This window comes from Mesorhizobium sp. M0047 (assembly GCF_040323315.1).
In the GTDB taxonomy this organism is placed as follows: Bacteria; Pseudomonadota; Alphaproteobacteria; order Rhizobiales; family Rhizobiaceae; genus Mesorhizobium.
The window spans coordinates 50,474-66,454 of record NZ_JAMYUW010000024.1; the positions used below are offsets into that span (position 1 = coordinate 50,474).

Genomic DNA, 15,981 nt, shown 5'->3' on the forward strand with positions numbered 1-15,981 from the left:
GTTATCTGTGGCCTTCGATCTTCTCTCGTGCGGCGCTTGCAATGAATGCGGAACGCGTCAGGCCACGCCGGCCTGCTTCTTCGTCGATCGCCGCCAGAAGACCGGCGTCGAGCGACAGATTGGCTCGGACGGGCCGGCCCGAGTCGATCAGCACCGGGATCATCACGGCGGATTCGCCGGCGGCAGTATCGAGCTCGTCTTGCAGGAGCAATTGCGCCACCGTACGCGAGACCGGTAACTGCAGATGTTTCGTCGCACGTGCTTCGACCCATTCGCGCACGGCGGAAGTCGCATCGGCAATGGCTTCTTCGGGGCTTGCGCCGCCGCCATGGCAGCCGGGAAGATCAGGGACGCGCACCCCCCAGATGTTCCCTGCCCCATCGAGAATTCCAACATAATGCGTCATGCGGTCTGTCCTCAAATCCATGCAGCCAGCCGGGCGATCGACCGGGCGACACCAGGAGATTGTTCACGATGCCTAGGCACGATGATCATCACCTCTGGCCGTTCCGGATGCTCATAATTGTCGTGCTTGCCGCCGCCGACACTTACCCAGCCATCGCGCAAAAGCCTGATGATAATTTTGCGCGTATTGGTCTCGATCAACGGCATTACACACCTATTGCGCAATATATTGCGCAATGGCGGCCATTTCAAGCTCCCACTTTCTTCACAATAGATCGTACTCGATAAAGCCGGTCCGGCGCGCCACATGGTCGTAGAGCTTGCGCGCGGTGGTGTTGGTTTCGTGTGTCATCCAGTAGACGTTCTTGACGCCGATTTTCGCAGCTTCCTGTTTCACCGCCTCGATCAGCGCCGCGCCAATGCCCTTGCCGCGCACATCCGGGTCGGCGAACAGGTCCTGCAGATAGCAATTGTTTTTTTCCGACCAGCCGGAGCGATGGTAGAGATAGTGGGTGAGGCCGACGACCTTGCTGTCGAGGGTCGCAATGAAACCCTTGGGTTCGAACTCACCCGGCGTGAACAGTCGTTGCCAAGTGACGGCATAGACCTCTTCGGGAAGCTTCGTCTCGTAGAAGGTCAGGTAGTCGGTCCACAGCCGCCGCCAGTCGGCGTGGTCGGACTGCGCGAGCGGGCGGACGATGATCTCAGACATTGCATTTCCTCCGAAGGTTCTGGCCGAAACTGCCTTCCAGTTCGGCCGGCAGCAACGGTCCACAGAAGGGAAAGCGCTACTGCTGCCTTCTGGCCATGAAGGCCAGCCGCTCGAATAGGTGCACGTCCTGCTCGTTCTTCAAGAGGGCGCCATGCAGTTTGGGCAGGGCATTCTTCGGGTCGGCGCGCAAATCTTCCGGCGCAATGTCGTCGGCGACCAGCAGCCTTATCCAGTCGAGCGCTTCGGAGGTCGACGGCTTCTTCTTCAGTCCCGGCACCTCGCGGATCTCGTAGAACTGGGTCAGCGCCGCCCGCACCAGGTTCTGCTTGATGCCGGGATAGTGGACATCGACAATTCTGTGCAGCGTGTCGACGTCGGGAAAGCGGATATAGTGAAAGAAGCAGCGACGCAGGAAGGCGTCCGGTAGCTCCTTCTCATTGTTGGAGGTGATGATGACGATCGGCCTGACCGCGGCACGGATCGTTTCGCCGGTCTCGTAGACGAAGAACTCCATCCGATCGAGTTCCTGCAGCAGGTCGTTGGGGAATTCGATGTCGGCCTTGTCGATCTCGTCGATCAAAAGCACGACCTTTTTGCCGGCCGCGAACGCCTCCCAAAGTTTGCCGCGTTTGATGTAATTCTTGATGTCGTTGAACCTGATATCGCCGAGCTGGCTATCGCGCAGCCGCGAGACGGCGTCGTACTCGTAAAGGCCCTGCTGCGCTCTGGTGGTCGACTTGACGTGCCATTCGATCAGGTCGAGGCCGAGTGCCGCCGCCACCTGGCGCGCCAACTCCGTCTTGCCGGTGCCAGGCTCGCCCTTGACCAGCAAGGGCCGCTCCAGCGCGATCGCCGCGTTGACGGCCACCATCAGATCCTTGTCGGCGACATAGGCCGCCGTGCCTTCGAAACGCATTCTAGCTCCTTGGTTGCCACGACAACCGTAGGGAGACGGACTTGCCAGTGCAAGGCATGGCGGCATGGAGCTGAACAGGAGCAACGGATTTGCAGAGAATAAAGTCGCCGGCCACGCTGTCTCTCTGGCGCTTGCCCGATGAGCCGCCTATATTGCGGGTGACGGTCTGTGCTTCCCGGCAGGAGAACATTTTCCCCGGGGCCTTAACGATCCTTAGGGAGCTGTCCCTGGGAAGACCCGTGGGTTTTCTCACACGGCGCCCACCTACTTTGTAGGTTCCCGGGATCGCTCTCTCCACCGGTTGTGTGGACCGTCGCTTCTCCAAGGCGTCTCCACGCATTCGGTGAATGATACGGTGGAAACGCCGCTCTTCTCCATTCAAATCTGGCCTTCTCCAGCGTTGGCGCATGACATTGTCTAGAGACCTGAAAAAGCAGCTTCGCCGCGAGGCACTCGGGCGCCGCGACGCGCTCGATGAATTCTGGCGGGTGGAGATCGCGCTGGAAATGGCCGAGACGGCGCGCGATCACCTCCACATCGAAGCGGGCCAGATCGTTTCCGGCTTCTGGCCGATGCGCTCGGAGGTCGACGTCAGGCCGCTGATGTTTGCGTTGCGCGAGAAGGGCGCACGGCTCTGTCTGCCGGCCATTCTCGACAAGACCACGATCGTCTTTCGCGAGCTGGTGCGCGGCGCGCCGATGGTCGAGATGGGTTTCGGCACGGTCGGTCCGCATGAGGAGGCCGAGGTGCTCGATCCCTCGGTGATGCTGGTGCCGCTCGCCGCCTTCGATGCGCGCGGCCATCGCATCGGCTACGGCGCCGGCTATTACGACCGCGCCATCGCCAGGCTGATCGACAAGGGACAGCCGCCGCGACTGATCGGCATCGCCTTCGATTGCCAGGAGGTGGCGCAGGTGCCGGATGAGGACCATGACGTCATCATCGCGGAAATACTCACCGAGAGCGGGTTGCGCCGCTTCGTGCCAAAATTGTAGATAAATGGACGCATGATCTTTCACTGGCGTCATGCAGCTTTTGCTTCGCTGACCTTCGGTGCGGGATCATATGAGACTTCTCTTCCTCGGTGACATGGTTGGAAAAACGGGACGCACCGCGGTGTGGGAACAACTGCCCGGGCTGATCTCCGACTTCAAACTCGATTTCGTAATCGTCAACGGCGAGAATGCCGCCGGCGGCTTCGGCATCACCGAAGACATCTTTCGCGAGACGATCGCAGCCGGCGCCGATGTCGTCACCACGGGCAACCATGTCTGGGACCAGCGTGACGCGCTGGCCTTCGCGCCGCGCGAAGAGCGCTTCCTGCGCCCCTCCAACTTTCCCAAGGGCACGCCCGGACGCGGCTCCGGCATCTACATCGCCAGGAGCGGCGCGCGCGTGCTGGTCGCCAACATCATGGGCCGGGTGTTCATGCATCCCGAACTCGACGACCCGTTCCAGGCCGGCGAACGCGAGCTTGCCGCCTGTCCGCTCGGCGAGCAGGCGGATGCGGCGGTCATCGACTTCCACGCCGAGGCGACCTCGGAAAAGATGTGTTTCGCGCATTTCGTCGATGGCCGCGCCAGCCTCGTCATCGGCACCCACACGCATCAGCCGACCGGCGATCACCAGATCCTCAATGGCGGCACCGGCTACATGTCCGACGCCGGCATGTGCGGCGACTATGATTCCTCGCTCGGCATGGACAAGGAGGAACCGCTCAACCGGTTCCTGTCGAAAGTGCCGAAAGGGCGGTTCGAGGCCGCCACCGGACCAGCGACGTTGTGCGGCGTCGGGGTCGACATTTCCGACCGCACCGGGCTGACGGAGAAAATCGCGCCGTTTCGCCGCGGCCCGCGGCTGGAGGAAACCGCGCCATCCTTCTGGTCGTGACATTGATATAGCCGCGCATAGTACCTAACTGCCGGCGACACTGCTCTAGATCGTTAGTAGAGGGGACGACCTCCATGCAGCTCATCGAATTCCTGGCGCCGCATTTTCAATTCGTATCGGATCCAACGGCCTGGGTCGCGCTGCTGACGCTGGTGGTGCTCGAGATCGTCCTCGGCATCGACAATCTGATCTTCATCTCGATCCTGACCAACAAGTTGCCGGTAGCCCAAAGGGCCCGCGCACGCCGCCTCGGCATCTCGGCGGCGCTGGTCATGCGGCTGGTGCTGCTGGCCACCATTTCGATCATCGTTCAGTTGACGACGCCGGTCTTCACGGCCCTCGGCCACGGCTTTTCCTGGCGCGACCTGATCCTCATCGCCGGTGGCCTGTTCCTGGTCTGGAAGGCGACCAAGGAAATCCATCACACGGTCGATCCCGACGACCACAAGGACACGATGCTGGGCGAGACGCTGCAGATCAGCCTTGCCGGTGCGATCTTCCAGATCCTGCTGCTCGACCTCGTCTTCTCCATCGATTCGATCATCACCGCCGTCGGCATGACCGACGAGATCGCCATCATGTACATCGCGGTGATCGTCGCGGTCAGTGTGATGATGCTGGCGGCCGGACCGCTGGCGGACTTCATCGCCAGGAACCCGAGCATCGTCATGCTGGCGCTGGGCTTCCTTTTGATGATCGGCATGACGCTGATCGCCGACGGCATGGGTTATCATGTGCCGAAGGGCTACATTTACGCGGCGATGGGCTTTTCGGCGCTTGTCGAGGGGCTCAACATGTTGGCGCGACGGCGCAAGAAGGCGAAGGCGGGTGGTGGGCACTGATGGGCGGCGGATACCAAACCGAGATCAATCGCGTGCTCCGTCACTATGTGATTGAACAGGAAAAACGGCGATCTTGAGCCGGTTCAGTTCGTCGGCACACCCTTCGGGTGACGGTCGCCGATCAGGCCGAGCGTCAGGCCGTGCTCCAGCCACGCCTTGGCGCCGGCCAGCACGAGGGTGAAGCCGCCGGTTGAACCGATGGCCTCCTTCACCTGCTCGTCGCCGTTGCCGGCGAAACCGAAATTGCGAACCTCCACAAAGGTCGCATCGCCGGGCATTTCGGTGAAGGTCCAGACCACCGTGGTCGGCGGATCGCTCCACTGCATGACGATCTTGTCGTTCGCGACGATCTCGCTGACATCGACTGTCGTCGAGACGCCGTACATGCGCCACTCCCAACGAACCTGCTTTCCGCTGTCGAGACGGCCGCTGCCGTGGGTGAACCAGAATTTCGTGGTGATGGCCGGATCGACGATGGCCTCGAACACGTGGGCGACAGGCCGCCGGATCAGCATGCCGGCTTCGGCGGTCGGTGTCTCGCGGATTTCCATGGGATTGTCCTTTCCGGGCTTGGCGCTCACCAGGCGTCTGGTTCGCGCAGCATGTGAACGATGCTGGCTGGATTGCTGATCCAGCCGCCGCGGAAGCCCTCGCCCAGAGGCTCGATAGCATCGCAACGCACAATTCCGGCCCTGGCGAAATGATCCGCAGCGGCGGGAAAATCATCGGTGAACAGCTCCAGCCACACCTCGGCCTGGCTCAACATCGGCGCTTCATCGATCCACAAGCGGTTGGGACCGAGCTCGAAGCCGATTGCCGGCGCCTTATCGGTGAACGGCTTCAGGCCGACGACGTCGCGGTAGAAGGCGACCGTCGCCTCATATTGGTGCGGCGGCACCTTCATGGCGATGTTGATGCCGCCGGTGATCTTCGCGGTCATTGCGGGCTCCGTCGTCACGTTCAAATGTTGGTCTCGTTGGCGGGTTCGCCCTTCATCTCGCTGCGGTAGTAGCCGTCGCGCAAATTGATGCCGTATTCGACATAGGCCTTCATGCAGGCCAGCATCTGCGACCAGCCCTCGCAGTTGAGGTAGGATTTCTTCAGGCCGACCGCGCCTTCCCGCCAGCCGCTCTCGGCGATGGTGACGAAGGTGCCGCCATCGTCGAGCGGCTCGAAATTCATCTCGACGCGGGTCTTGTAGGCCGGCTTGCCGTCGGGATCGGTGGCATCCCAGCGCAGCACGATGCGGCTGTCCTTGACCACCTCGTCGACCTCGACCGGCACCTTGCCCCACCAGACGACGCTGGCACCCGCTTCCAGCGGCGCGCTGGCACCGCCGATCGTGGTGAAATAGCCGCTGAGTTTCGTTGGATTGACGACCGCGTCGAAGACATCGGCGACCGGCCTGCCGATGCGTCCTGAAACACTGAATCCAAGTGACATATCCACAACTCCTTCCCTTGATTGGCCGAAGGATATGTTATAGAAATATAACATGTCAAGCCGATCGCAAGACGACAATGTTTTCAAGGCGCTGGCGCATCCGCGCCGGCGCGAAATCCTGGATCAGCTGAAGGATGCGCCAAGGACCACCGGCATGCTGTGCGATGCGTTTCCCGATATCGATCGCTGCACCGTGATGCTACACCTCAAGGTGCTGGAGGAGGCCGACCTCATCGTCGCGCGGCGCGACGGACGCGAGCGCTGGAACCATCTCAACGCGCTGCCGATCAAGCAGATCCATGACCGCTGGATCAGCCAGTATGCCGGCCATGCGCTCAGCATCATCGACCGGCTGAAGTCGGATCTGGAGGCGTGAGCGGTGGCGGCGATCCATGTCGTGCGTCCCATGCGCCGTGTGGCTGGACGAATTGAGCCGATTTATCTATAAGCCGGCCATTCCGACAGAGAACGCCGTGCTTCCACGAGTTGCACCTGGGACGCTCTGAAATTTTGAATTCGAGCATTGCGCAAGTCGAGGTGAGATCACCTGCTTCGGATGCTCTAGCCGAGAACACGACAGGGGTGCCATGGCTGGCCATTCACAGTTCAAGAACATCATGCACCGCAAGGGCCGCCAGGATGCGGTGCGGTCGAAAATGTTTTCCAAGCTGGCGCGCGAAATCACCGTCGCCGCCAAGAGCGGTACGCCCGACCCATCGATGAACCCGCGCCTGCGCCTGGCGATCCAGAACGCCAAGGCAGTGTCGATGCCGAAGGACAACATCCAGCGCGCCGTCAACAAGGCCTCGATGGGCGACGCCGAGAATTACGAAGCCGTGCGTTATGAGGGCTATGGTCCAGGTGGCGTCGCCGTCATCGTCGAGGCCCTGACCGACAACCGCAACCGTTCGGCCTCGAACGTGCGCGCCGCCTTCACCAAGGCCGGCGGGGCGATGGGTGAAACCGGCTCGGTGTCGTTCATGTGGGACCGCGCCGGCGAGATCTACTATCCGGCATCGGCCGGCAGCGCCGACAAGATCATGGATGCGGCGATCGAAGCCGGCGCCGACGATGTCGAGTCCGATGAGGAAGGCCACACCATCTACTGCGCCTTCGAAAATCTTGGCGAGGTATCGAAGGCTCTGGAAGGTGCGCTCGGCGAGGCCGAATCGGTGAAGCCGATCTGGCGGCCGCAAAACAATGTTCCGGTCGACGAGGAGCGGGCCCAGTCGCTGATGAAGCTGGTCGCCACTCTCGAGGACGACGATGACGTGCAAAGCGTCTACGCCAACTTCGAGGTCGACGACGAGACGATGGCCAAGCTCAGCGCGGCATGAGCGAAAAAGCGCCTCCCACTATCCGCATCACCTATTGCACGCAGTGCCAATGGCTGCTGCGTGCCGGCTGGATGGCGCAGGAGCTACTGTCGACCTTCGGCACCGATCTCGGCGAGGTGACGCTGGTGCCTGGCACCGGCGGCATCTTCACCATTTCCTGCAACGACACTCTGGTTTGGGACCGCAAGCGCGATGGCGGCTTTCCTGACGCGGCCAAACTCAAGCAGCTTGTGCGCGACGTCATCGATCCGGATCGCGATCTCGGCCATTCGGATCGAAAAACAAAGGCCTGAAGAGCGCCGGCAGTACCGTCACTTACGTCGCAACGCTCCGAAAGCCGCGCCTATGGCGATGCCCATAGCGATGCCGATTGGCAGATCATCCAGAGCGGCGCCGATCACCGAGCCGACACCAACTCCGATGGCCGTGCCGAAGGCCATGTTTGAGTACTGATCCTTCAAGATCCGTCTCCAAAAAACGTGCTGAACTTTTCAGGCGCGGAGCCTCACTGTCGGCCATCGATGGCTCCGCCCATTGCGGTCAACGCGCGGCGAACCAGAAGGATGCCAGCGCGGCTATGCCGCTGACGGTGCGGACATGGTTCCACATCACCCATTCATTGAGGTAGCGCGACCACAGACTTGCGCCGCTGGCGCTTGCCGGATCGACGGTGGCGAGCGCATCGTTGAGCGGGACGTTGAAGACCATCGTGACCACCACGGTGCCGATGAGATAGACCAGACTGCCGGCAATCAGCCAGAGCGAACCCGACTGGCTCCAGTCCATTACCGCGCCGATGGCGACAAGGACGCAGAAAAGCGCCGTGCCGAACAGGGCGGTCATGAACAGCGGGGGTCACAGCGGTCACATTGATCGAATTCATCGCCGCGATGCCGCCAGCGGCCGGCATGCGGGCGAGGCCCGGCATGACGAAGCTGGAAAAAGGCGAAGAAGACGCCGCCGACGATTCCTGAGCCGATTGCGGCGATAAGGATGAGGATGGGCAGAACTTTCGCGATCATGTCAGTTGCTCCAGATGCCGGTTGCGGTTTTCTTCTGCTTAAAAATATGAGTACTCCTCACATTTGCAAAACGTGATAAACCCTCGTATTTTACGAGTCAAGCGATTTTGGCGGTATGAGAGTTAGTCATGGAAGATGCGGCCTCGCCGGATTCCCCTCAGGAGCAGATCGCTTCGCCGCGCCGGGCGCCAAGCCAGCAGCGCAGCCGCGAACGGGTCGAGCGGATGCTGGCCGCCGCCTCGGCGCTGATAGCCGAGCAAGGCAGCGACGCCATGCGCATGGGTGAGGTGGCGGAGCGGGCAGGGGTATCGATCGGCTCGCTCTACCAGTTCTTTCCCGACAAGCGGGCGATCATCTGGGCACTGGCCGAGCGCTATACCGCCGAGAGCCAGGCCTGCATCTCGGCCGCACTAGCCGGAGTCAGTGACGCCAAAGGGCTGAGCCAAGCGTTTTCGGAACTCGTCGATATCTACTACCGGCTGTTCCTGGCGGAGCCGGTGATGCGCGACATCTGGTCGGGCACGCAGGCCGACAAGGCGCTGCGCCAGCTCGAGCTCGCCGACAGCCGGGCCAATGCGGAGTTTCTGACCACGGTGCTGAAACGGCTGCGACCGGCGGCCGATCCGGTGGCGCTGGAAACGACGGCGTTGCTGGTCTGGCAGATGGGTGAAGCCGCCATGCGGCTGGCGATCTCGGTCGGCCGAGATGAGGGCGACAGGCTGGTTGCCGCCTACAAGCGCATGGCGCTCAGGGAGTTGCTGGCAGAGTAGAGCCTCGCGCTAGCGGCCGAAATAGTCCCTCAGCATTTCCGCGCGCTCATCCTCTGCGCACATTGCCATGCGGCCGAGGTTGAACCGGCCCCGATAAAGCGCGACGACAGCCAATGCGCAATTCACCGTCTCATCGTCGGTGGCAGTTGCCAGATCCCGCAATGCCAAATGCACAAGTGTTCGCCACGCTGCCTTGTAGTGCGGTTCGATCCAACGAGGAACCGGCGGATTCCGGTCGTCAAGCAGGCGCGCTTCTTCGATGGTTGCGGCCAGACCATAGGCCCCCCAGTAAGCCGGAGCGTGGCCTTCGGAGATGCGAACGATTTCAACGACCGCCGCGTAAGACGCGTCTCCGACATCTCCCTGATGATGCAATTCATTCCAGAGGTCGTCCCAAACCGACCTGTCATCATAGCGAAAGGCCAAAGCTCGCAAGGCCGGTCGTGCATCGTAGATAACCTTGTATCCACCTCGAAGGCCGGACCATCGTTCATCGTCGAGAATAGACATATTGCCCTCGGTCACCAATTGCGTTCCGCTACGGTCATTTGAGGTCAACAAAAAACCCGCCACAAGGGCGGGTTTTCCGATCCGAGAAAAGATTGTCGCCCTTAGAGGCCGAAACCTTCGAAACGCTTCTTGAACTTCGACAGGCGGCCGCCGCGGTCGAGCAGGGTCTGCTGGCCGCCGGTCCAGGCCGGGTGGGTGGTCGGGTCGATATCGAGGTTCATCGTATCGCCTTCCTTGCCCCAGGTCGAACGGGTCATGTATTCGGTGCCGTCGGTCATGACGACCTTGATGGTGTGGTAATCGGGATGAATGTCGGTCTTCATGGTTCGGTTCCTGGCTTGCCGGCGCTGCTGACGGGCATAAGCCTGCGTCGATGCGCCCCTTTTTAAAACTCGAAGCCGCAGCTATTGAGGAGCCACGGCTTCTAAAACGGTCGGCGAGCCTATACATCAGCCGGAATTGAATCACAAGGCCGCGGCAAGCGCATATTGAAGCGCATGCCTCAAAGGGCGGCTAGAGGAAACACTGGGATGGCGCACATCAGCAGCGCAGACGAGCGCCGGCGCTCGCTCAAGCCGCTCGGGCGCCTGTTTCCGTATATCGCGCACTATCGCACGCTGGTCATCGGCGCCCTCATCTCGCTGGTCATCGCCGCGACGACGACACTGGCGCTGCCGCTGGCGGTACGGCGCATGATCGATCATGGGTTCTCGTCGGCCAACACCATCTTCATCGCCGAATATTTCGCCGCGCTGGTGGCGATGGCCGCGCTGCTGGCGGCGGCATCGGCCGGCCGCTACTACTTCGTCATCACGCTTGGCGAACGTGTCGTCGCCGACATCCGCCGCGATGTCTTTGCTCATGTGACGACGCTGTCGCCTTCCTTCTTTGACACCGCCCAGTCGGGCGAGATCGTGTCGCGGCTCGCCGCCGACACGACGCAGGTCAAATCCGCGGTTGGTGCGACGGCCTCGGTCGCGCTGCGCAACGTCATCCTTGGGCTCGGTGCTGTGGGGATGATGGTGATCACCAGCCCGAAACTGTCCGGCCTGGTGATTGCCGCTATTCCCGTCATCGTGCTGCCGCTGGTCGCTTTCGGCCGCTCGGTGCGGCGCAAGTCACGGCAGGCGCAGGATACGCTGGCCGATGCGACAGCCTATGCCAGCGAACAGATCGGCGCGGTGCGCACGCTGCAGGCCTTCACCAACGAGAGGCTGGTCACCGGCCATTTCTCGGCCGCGGTGGAAGCCGCTTTCGAGGCGGCGCGCGCCTCGATCTTCGCGCGCTCCTTCCTCACTTTCTTTGCCATTTTCACTATCTTCTCGTCCGTCGTGGCGGTGCTGTGGTTCGGCTCGCGCGACGTGCTCGAAGGCTCGATATCGCCGGGCACGCTCGGCCAGTTCCTGCTCTATTCGGTGTTCGCCGCCGGCGCGCTGGGTGCGCTGTCGGAGGTATGGGGCGAGCTTGCCCAAGCGGCGGGCGCTGCCGAACGGCTGACCGAGATCCTGGGCGAGAAACCGGCGATCCATGCTCCGGCAGATCCGAAGCCACTGCCTGCGGTCGCAAAAGGCGAGATAGTCTTCGACAATGTCTCCTTCTCCTACCCGGCACGGCCCGACCGCGCCGCCGTGCACGGTTTGAGCTTTCAGGTCATGCCCGGTGAAACGGTAGCGATTGTCGGGCCGTCAGGGGCTGGCAAGAGCACGGTGTTTTCGCTGATCCTACGCTTCTACGATCCCGAAACAGGCAAGATCCTGATTGATGGCGTCGACGTGCGCGAGGCCGATCCGGTTTCGGTCCGCCAGCGCATAGCCATCGTGCCGCAGGACGTCACCATCTTCGCGGCCACCGCGCGCGACAATATCGGCTTCGGCCGGCCGGGCGCCAGCAAGGCCGAGATCGAGATGGCGGCGAAGGATGCGCTGGCCGACGAATTCATCCTCAGGCTGGAAAAAGGCTATGACAGCCAGGTCGGCGAGCGCGGCGTGACGCTGTCCGGCGGCCAGCGCCAGCGGGTGGCGATCGCCCGTGCCATCCTGCGCGACGCGCCGATCCTGCTGCTCGACGAGGCCACCTCAGCGCTCGACGCCGAAAGCGAGACGCTGGTGCAGATCGCGCTGGAACGCCTGATGCAGGGCCGCACCACGATCGTCATCGCCCACCGGCTGGCAACGGTGCTGAAGGCCGACAGGATCCTGGTCCTGGATGGCGGCTCGATCGTCGAGGAAGGCACGCATCAGAGCCTGGTCGCCAAGGGCGGCATCTATGCGCGGCTGGCCAAGCTGCAATTCGAAACCGGCGCCAGCGCGTTCAAGGGTGCTGCGGAGTAGTTGAAGCTATCTGCACTCCTGAAGTGCGGGCCGCCCTACGCGGTTCCATAGCGCTGCTTCAGATGGTTCACGAAATAGGTGGCGTTGAGCTTTTCGCCGGTGGCGCGTTCGAGCAGATCCGGCGTCGACCAGCGTGATCCCTGCGACCAGATTTTTTTGCGGCGCCAGTCGTTGATCGCCTCGAAATTGCCCTTGGCAAGATCCTCGTCGGCTGAAGGATGTTCCCGCGTCAGCGCCGCCCATTGCTGCGCAGCCATCATCGCGCCCAACGTGTAGGAGGGGAAGTAGCCGAAGGCCGCACCCGGCCAATGCACGTCCTGCATCGGCCCGTCGGCGGGGTTGTCAATGGTGGAAAGGCCGAGATAGTCGCGCATCTTGGCGTCCCAGGCTTCGGGCAGGTCGGCCACCTCCAGTCGGCCCGAGACGAGCTCCTGTTCCAGTTCGTAGCGCAGGATGACATGCAAGGGATAGGTCACCTCGTCGGCATCGACACGGATCAGGCCGCGCTCGACGCGATGCACATGCGGCAGGATATCGTCGAGCGACCAGGCTTCGCCGAGATGCTTTTCGACCACCGGCAGCGCCCAGCGCCAGAAGGCCGGGTTGCGGCCGAGCTGCTTTTCGACAAACAGGCTCTGGCTTTCATGCACGGCCATGCCGCGCGCCTTGCCGAGCGGCCAGTGCGACCATGCCTTCGGCAGGTTCTGTTCGTAGAGCGCATGGCCGGTCTCGTGCAGCACACCCATCAGCGCCGACAGGAAATCGGAGGTCTTGTAGCGGGTGGTTATGCGGACATCGCTCGGTACGCCGCCGCAGAAAGGATGGTGCGACACCGACAGCGACCCGTGTGTCAGGTCGAAGCCGACCGCCGCCATCATGGCAAGGCCGAGCTCGCGCTGCCGGTCGATCGCATAGGTGCCCGAAAGCGGCTTCAACGGGCGCTTGCGCAGCCGCGCGTCCTGGATCGCCAGCGCCTCCGGCACAAAGCTCTTGAGGAAAGCCTTCAGGTCGGCGAACACCGGTGTGATATCGGCGGTGCGGTTGCCGGGATCGTACTGTTCCATCAGCGCGTCATAGGGGGCAAGGCCGAGCACGTCGGCACGCAGCGCCGCCTCCTCGCGCACCAGCGCCACCACGCCCTCCAGCGCCGGCTGGAAGGCCGCCCAGTCGTTCTTGGCGCGCAGGTCGCGCCACAGCTGCTCACAGCGCATGCGAGCCGTCGTCTGGCGTTCGACGAATTCGACCGGCAGGCAGGTCAGGTTGGTGTACTGCCGCCGCAGTTCCGCGACGGCGGCCCGTTGCTCTTCACCAAGCGCCTCGCCTTCTGCGACAGCGATCCAGTCCGCTATCTCCGGCGCCGTTGCCCTGGTGTGATACATGCCGGCCAGTGCCGACATCGCCTCGGCACGCTTCTCGCCGCCGCCGACGGCCATGTGAGTGGCTTCGTCGGCGCCGAGGATGGCCAGCGCATGCTCGAGCGCTTCGAGCTTATGGCCGAGATCATCGAGTTTCTGAAAGGACATGGCGGCTTCCGTGATTGAGGACGGCGCGAAAAGACACCAACGCAAAAGCCTTGGCAACCCTCAGGCACTGTGCCGGGGATGCATCTTGCGCTGATGCGGTCATGCGTGAAATGCTGCAGCCACAGTTGAGGGGAACAGCATGATCGGCGACATCCTGGTTGGGCTGGTGGCCTTGATCCATGCCTACATCGTCTATCTCGAGATGGTGCTTTGGGACACGCCGCGCGGGCACCAGGCTTTCGGTTTGACACCCGAATTCGCCGGTGCCTCGAAAGTACTCGCCGCCAACCAGGGGCTCTACAACGGTTTCCTCGCCGCCGGCCTCATCTGGGGGCTTTACCTCGGTGCTGCCGGTTTCCAGGTCAAGGTTTTCTTCCTGTTGTGCGTCGCCATTGCTGGCCTCTAGGGTGCAGCGACGGTCGGCCGCAAAATCCTGTTCATCCAGACCGTGCCGGCGATTGCCTCCCTGATCGCGGTCTGGCTGGGCTGGTAAAAGGACGCCCGCGGAATTGAGTCCCGAGGCGTCGGGCGGCCCTTCCTCTTGGACCGTCAGGGGCTACGGCTTCAGCCGTTCGGGTAGTTGCCGCCGTCCGCGCCGTCGCCCATTAGGAAGCCACTGCCGGTATTGAGGCTCAGCCGTTGGTCGACATTGTCGAGGCGGCGTAGCAGGTCATGGTATTGCGCGGCCGGTATCCTGCCATGATCCGACGCCGCGATTTTCTCAGCTGCCTGGGTAATGTGCGAGGTGCGCATTTCCAGCCGCTGCGCCACGGCCGGGGTGATGTTGTTGGCCCGCTTGGCGTCGACTATGCCTTGGCGAACGCCCTGGACCTGTTGGATGACACTGTCGATCCGGGGCCCCGTGAAATCGGTCGGGTCGGTTGCGTCGAGAGCACCCTTGTGATGGCCGGCGGCATAGGCGCCGGCAAGCGGAACGGCGATGAGAAACGCCGCGAGTGTTGCAGTTCTTAGCGGTGTCCTGGGAGTGAAAGAGCGCATCACGCGTCTCCTCTTGTAGAGGAAGGCGGCGGTTGTTCCGCCTGCCTTCTGGCCTTTGGGCCGTCCGGTTCCGTCGTGTCGCGATGCGGGAGACTCATCGCCGGCGGTTCTCAGCCCGGGCGGGAAGCTAGGGCCGCCCTGCGACAATGTGTAATTAAAAAAAGATAATCTTTTCAGGTCTTGCCGGCGTCAGTCCACGCCCTAGAGTTGAGCCGACGAACAAATTCGCGTGAGCTCGCGTGATGAGAGATCAACGTTCGGTGAGCTTCAGTTCAATACGGCGGTTCTTGTTCCGCGCCTCTTCTGTGTCGGCGGCATCGAGCGGCTGAAACTCACCGAAGCCGGCGGCGACGAGCCGGTTGGCCGGCACGCCGTTCTCGATCAGAAATTTCACCACCGAGGTCGAACGCGCCGTCGACAACTCCCAATTGTCGCGATAGCGGCCGGTGCCGGAGAGCGGCTTGTTATCGGTATGGCCGTCGACGCGCAGCACCCAGTTGATTTCGGGCGGGATTTCCTTCTGCAACTCGATGATGGCGTCGGCGAGTTTCTTCATCTCGACCTTGCCGGCATCGTTGATCACCTCGGAGCCGGTCGGGAACAGCACTTCCGACTGGAAGACGAAGCGGTCGCCGACGATGCGGATATTCTCGCGGTCGGCGAGGATTTCGCGCAAGCGGCCGAAGAAGTCGGAGCGGTAGCGGTTCAGTTCCTGCACGCGCTGCGCCAGCGCGACGTTCAGGCGGCGGCCGAGATCGGCGATCTTGGTGTTGGAATCGCGATCGCGATTTTCGGAGACGTTGAGCGCATCCTCGAGCGCGCCGATCTGCTTGCGCAAGGCCGCGATCTGCTGGTTGAGGATCTCGACCTGGCTCAGCGCCTGCTGGCTGATCTGGCGCTGGTTGTCGAGTTCGCCGCCCAGCGCCGCGGCGCGCTGGTTGGCGGCGTCGCCGGCGCCCGCGCCTTGCGCCAGCAATTGCTCGAGCCGGCTCTTTTCCGCTTCGGCCGCCGACAGCGATGCCTGCAGATTGGCCAGCGAGTCATCCTTGTCCTGCGTTGATGAGCGCTCCAACGCCAGAAGCTGGGTCAATTCGTTGATTTGCGAGTTGAGGCGCGTGAGTGCCGTATCCTTGCCGGAAATTTCGCGACCGAGCAGGAACTGCGCCAGAACGAAGACGGTGAGCAGGAACATGATGGCCAGCAACAGCGTCGACAGCGCGTCGACGAAGCCCGGCCAATAGTCGATGCGGCGATCGGTGCGCCGGCCCCTGGCGAGTGCCAC

At 62.4% G+C, this 15,981-nt stretch carries 21 protein-coding genes, 1 other RNA gene and 2 pseudogenes; 10 read left to right on the forward strand and 14 right to left on the reverse strand.

The window, feature by feature from the left end; translation table 11 throughout:
- Window position 1: 1 nt before the first annotated feature.
- From NKJ89_RS21905 to NKJ89_RS21920, 4 genes are all read right to left on the reverse strand, one after another.
- A complete protein-coding gene (locus tag NKJ89_RS21905) occupies window positions 2-406 on the reverse strand; it encodes a type II toxin-antitoxin system HicB family antitoxin (protein ID WP_352605540.1) in 405 nt (134 codons plus the stop codon).
- Between the two features lie 11 nt (window positions 407-417).
- Window positions 418-606 carry a type II toxin-antitoxin system HicA family toxin gene (locus NKJ89_RS21910; RefSeq protein ID WP_352605542.1) on the reverse strand — a complete coding sequence of 63 codons (189 nt, stop codon included), beginning with the start codon at window positions 604-606 and terminating at the stop codon, window positions 418-420.
- 64 nt (window positions 607-670) lie between these two features.
- On the reverse strand, window positions 671-1,117 hold the full coding sequence (locus NKJ89_RS21915) for a GNAT family N-acetyltransferase (protein WP_352605544.1): 447 nt from the start codon (window positions 1,115-1,117) through the stop codon (window positions 671-673).
- Between the two features lie 76 nt (window positions 1,118-1,193).
- Window positions 1,194-2,033 carry an AAA family ATPase gene (locus NKJ89_RS21920; protein WP_352605546.1) on the reverse strand — a complete coding sequence of 280 codons (840 nt, stop codon included), beginning with the start codon at window positions 2,031-2,033 and terminating at the stop codon, window positions 1,194-1,196.
- Window positions 2,034-2,193: 160 nt separating this feature from the next.
- On the opposite strand from NKJ89_RS21920, the gene ssrS reads away from it, so the two are divergent.
- The 4 genes from ssrS (at window position 2,194) to NKJ89_RS21940 (ending at window position 4,765) form a co-directional block, all read left to right on the forward strand.
- Window positions 2,194-2,349, forward strand: a non-coding RNA gene (gene ssrS / locus NKJ89_RS21925) — 6S RNA.
- A gap of 91 nt (window positions 2,350-2,440) precedes the next feature.
- Window positions 2,441-3,028: a 5-formyltetrahydrofolate cyclo-ligase gene (locus NKJ89_RS21930; protein ID WP_023758613.1), complete on the forward strand. Its 588-nt coding sequence runs from the start codon at window positions 2,441-2,443 to the stop codon at window positions 3,026-3,028.
- Between the two features lie 70 nt (window positions 3,029-3,098).
- Window positions 3,099-3,923 carry a TIGR00282 family metallophosphoesterase gene (locus NKJ89_RS21935; protein ID WP_352605548.1) on the forward strand — a complete coding sequence of 275 codons (825 nt, stop codon included), beginning with the start codon at window positions 3,099-3,101 and terminating at the stop codon, window positions 3,921-3,923.
- 74 nt (window positions 3,924-3,997) lie between these two features.
- Window positions 3,998-4,765: a TerC family protein gene (locus NKJ89_RS21940; RefSeq protein ID WP_352605550.1), complete on the forward strand. Its 768-nt coding sequence runs from the start codon at window positions 3,998-4,000 to the stop codon at window positions 4,763-4,765.
- A gap of 83 nt (window positions 4,766-4,848) precedes the next feature.
- Here the strand turns inward: NKJ89_RS21940 and NKJ89_RS21945 are convergent, their stop codons facing one another.
- From NKJ89_RS21945 to NKJ89_RS21955, 3 genes are read right to left on the reverse strand one after another with little or no spacing between them, the layout of a single operon-like run.
- On the reverse strand, window positions 4,849-5,316 hold the full coding sequence (locus tag NKJ89_RS21945) for an SRPBCC family protein (protein ID WP_352605552.1): 468 nt from the start codon (window positions 5,314-5,316) through the stop codon (window positions 4,849-4,851).
- A gap of 26 nt (window positions 5,317-5,342) precedes the next feature.
- Window positions 5,343-5,705 carry a VOC family protein gene (locus NKJ89_RS21950; RefSeq protein ID WP_352605554.1) on the reverse strand — a complete coding sequence of 121 codons (363 nt, stop codon included), beginning with the start codon at window positions 5,703-5,705 and terminating at the stop codon, window positions 5,343-5,345.
- A 20-nt stretch (window positions 5,706-5,725) separates the two neighbouring features.
- A complete protein-coding gene (locus NKJ89_RS21955; protein ID WP_352605556.1) occupies window positions 5,726-6,208 on the reverse strand; it encodes an SRPBCC domain-containing protein in 483 nt (160 codons plus the stop codon).
- A gap of 52 nt (window positions 6,209-6,260) precedes the next feature.
- Here NKJ89_RS21955 and NKJ89_RS21960 point away from each other — a divergent pair, with 52 nt between their 5' ends.
- The 3 genes from NKJ89_RS21960 to NKJ89_RS21970 all read left to right on the forward strand — a co-directional run bounded on the left by NKJ89_RS21960 (window position 6,261) and on the right by NKJ89_RS21970 (window position 7,838).
- Complete coding sequence (locus NKJ89_RS21960; protein WP_023758619.1) at window positions 6,261-6,584, forward strand: ArsR/SmtB family transcription factor; 324 nt, start codon at window positions 6,261-6,263, stop codon at window positions 6,582-6,584.
- Between the two features lie 211 nt (window positions 6,585-6,795).
- Window positions 6,796-7,545, forward strand: a complete 750-nt coding sequence (locus tag NKJ89_RS21965) for a YebC/PmpR family DNA-binding transcriptional regulator (RefSeq protein WP_023758620.1) — start codon at window positions 6,796-6,798, stop codon at window positions 7,543-7,545.
- Complete coding sequence (locus tag NKJ89_RS21970; protein WP_352605558.1) at window positions 7,542-7,838, forward strand: Rdx family protein; 297 nt, start codon at window positions 7,542-7,544, stop codon at window positions 7,836-7,838. The genes NKJ89_RS21965 and NKJ89_RS21970 overlap by 4 nt, the downstream gene beginning before the upstream one ends.
- Window positions 7,839-7,856: 18 nt before the next feature.
- Here NKJ89_RS21970 and NKJ89_RS21975 read toward each other — a convergent pair whose 3' ends face one another.
- Window positions 7,857-8,006 (reverse strand): glycine zipper domain-containing protein, encoded by a 150-nt coding sequence (locus NKJ89_RS21975; protein WP_352605610.1) that lies wholly within the window; start codon window positions 8,004-8,006, stop codon window positions 7,857-7,859.
- Between the two features lie 79 nt (window positions 8,007-8,085).
- Window positions 8,086-8,567 (reverse strand): annotated as a pseudogene (locus tag NKJ89_RS21980) (anthrone oxygenase family protein).
- A 128-nt stretch (window positions 8,568-8,695) separates the two neighbouring features.
- Here NKJ89_RS21980 and NKJ89_RS21985 point away from each other — a divergent pair.
- Window positions 8,696-9,337: a TetR/AcrR family transcriptional regulator gene (locus NKJ89_RS21985; RefSeq protein WP_352605560.1), complete on the forward strand. Its 642-nt coding sequence runs from the start codon at window positions 8,696-8,698 to the stop codon at window positions 9,335-9,337.
- 9 nt (window positions 9,338-9,346) lie between these two features.
- Here the strand turns inward: NKJ89_RS21985 and NKJ89_RS21990 are convergent, their stop codons facing one another.
- Both NKJ89_RS21990 and rpmE read right to left on the reverse strand, forming a co-directional pair.
- Window positions 9,347-9,847, reverse strand: coding sequence for a hypothetical protein (locus NKJ89_RS21990; protein ID WP_352605562.1), 501 nt, complete (start codon window positions 9,845-9,847; stop codon window positions 9,347-9,349).
- A gap of 101 nt (window positions 9,848-9,948) precedes the next feature.
- A complete protein-coding gene (gene rpmE / locus NKJ89_RS21995) occupies window positions 9,949-10,170 on the reverse strand; it encodes a 50S ribosomal protein L31 (RefSeq protein WP_006327661.1) in 222 nt (73 codons plus the stop codon).
- Between the two features lie 207 nt (window positions 10,171-10,377).
- Here rpmE and NKJ89_RS22000 point away from each other — a divergent pair, with 207 nt between their 5' ends.
- Window positions 10,378-12,177, forward strand: a complete 1,800-nt coding sequence (locus NKJ89_RS22000) for an ABC transporter transmembrane domain-containing protein (RefSeq protein WP_352605564.1) — start codon at window positions 10,378-10,380, stop codon at window positions 12,175-12,177.
- Window positions 12,178-12,212: 35 nt separating this feature from the next.
- On the opposite strand, the gene NKJ89_RS22005 is transcribed toward NKJ89_RS22000, so the two are convergent.
- Entirely contained in the window at window positions 12,213-13,700 is a 1,488-nt protein-coding gene (locus NKJ89_RS22005; RefSeq protein WP_352605566.1) for a carboxypeptidase M32, read from the reverse strand.
- A 139-nt stretch (window positions 13,701-13,839) separates the two neighbouring features.
- Here NKJ89_RS22005 and NKJ89_RS22010 point away from each other — a divergent pair.
- A pseudogene (locus NKJ89_RS22010) lies at window positions 13,840-14,193 on the forward strand (DUF1304 domain-containing protein).
- 71 nt (window positions 14,194-14,264) lie between these two features.
- Here the strand turns inward: NKJ89_RS22010 and NKJ89_RS22015 are convergent.
- Entirely contained in the window at window positions 14,265-14,699 is a 435-nt protein-coding gene (locus NKJ89_RS22015) for a hypothetical protein (RefSeq protein ID WP_352605567.1), read from the reverse strand.
- 250 nt (window positions 14,700-14,949) lie between these two features.
- Entirely contained in the window at window positions 14,950-15,981 is a 1,032-nt protein-coding gene (locus tag NKJ89_RS22020) for a peptidoglycan -binding protein (protein ID WP_352605569.1), read from the reverse strand.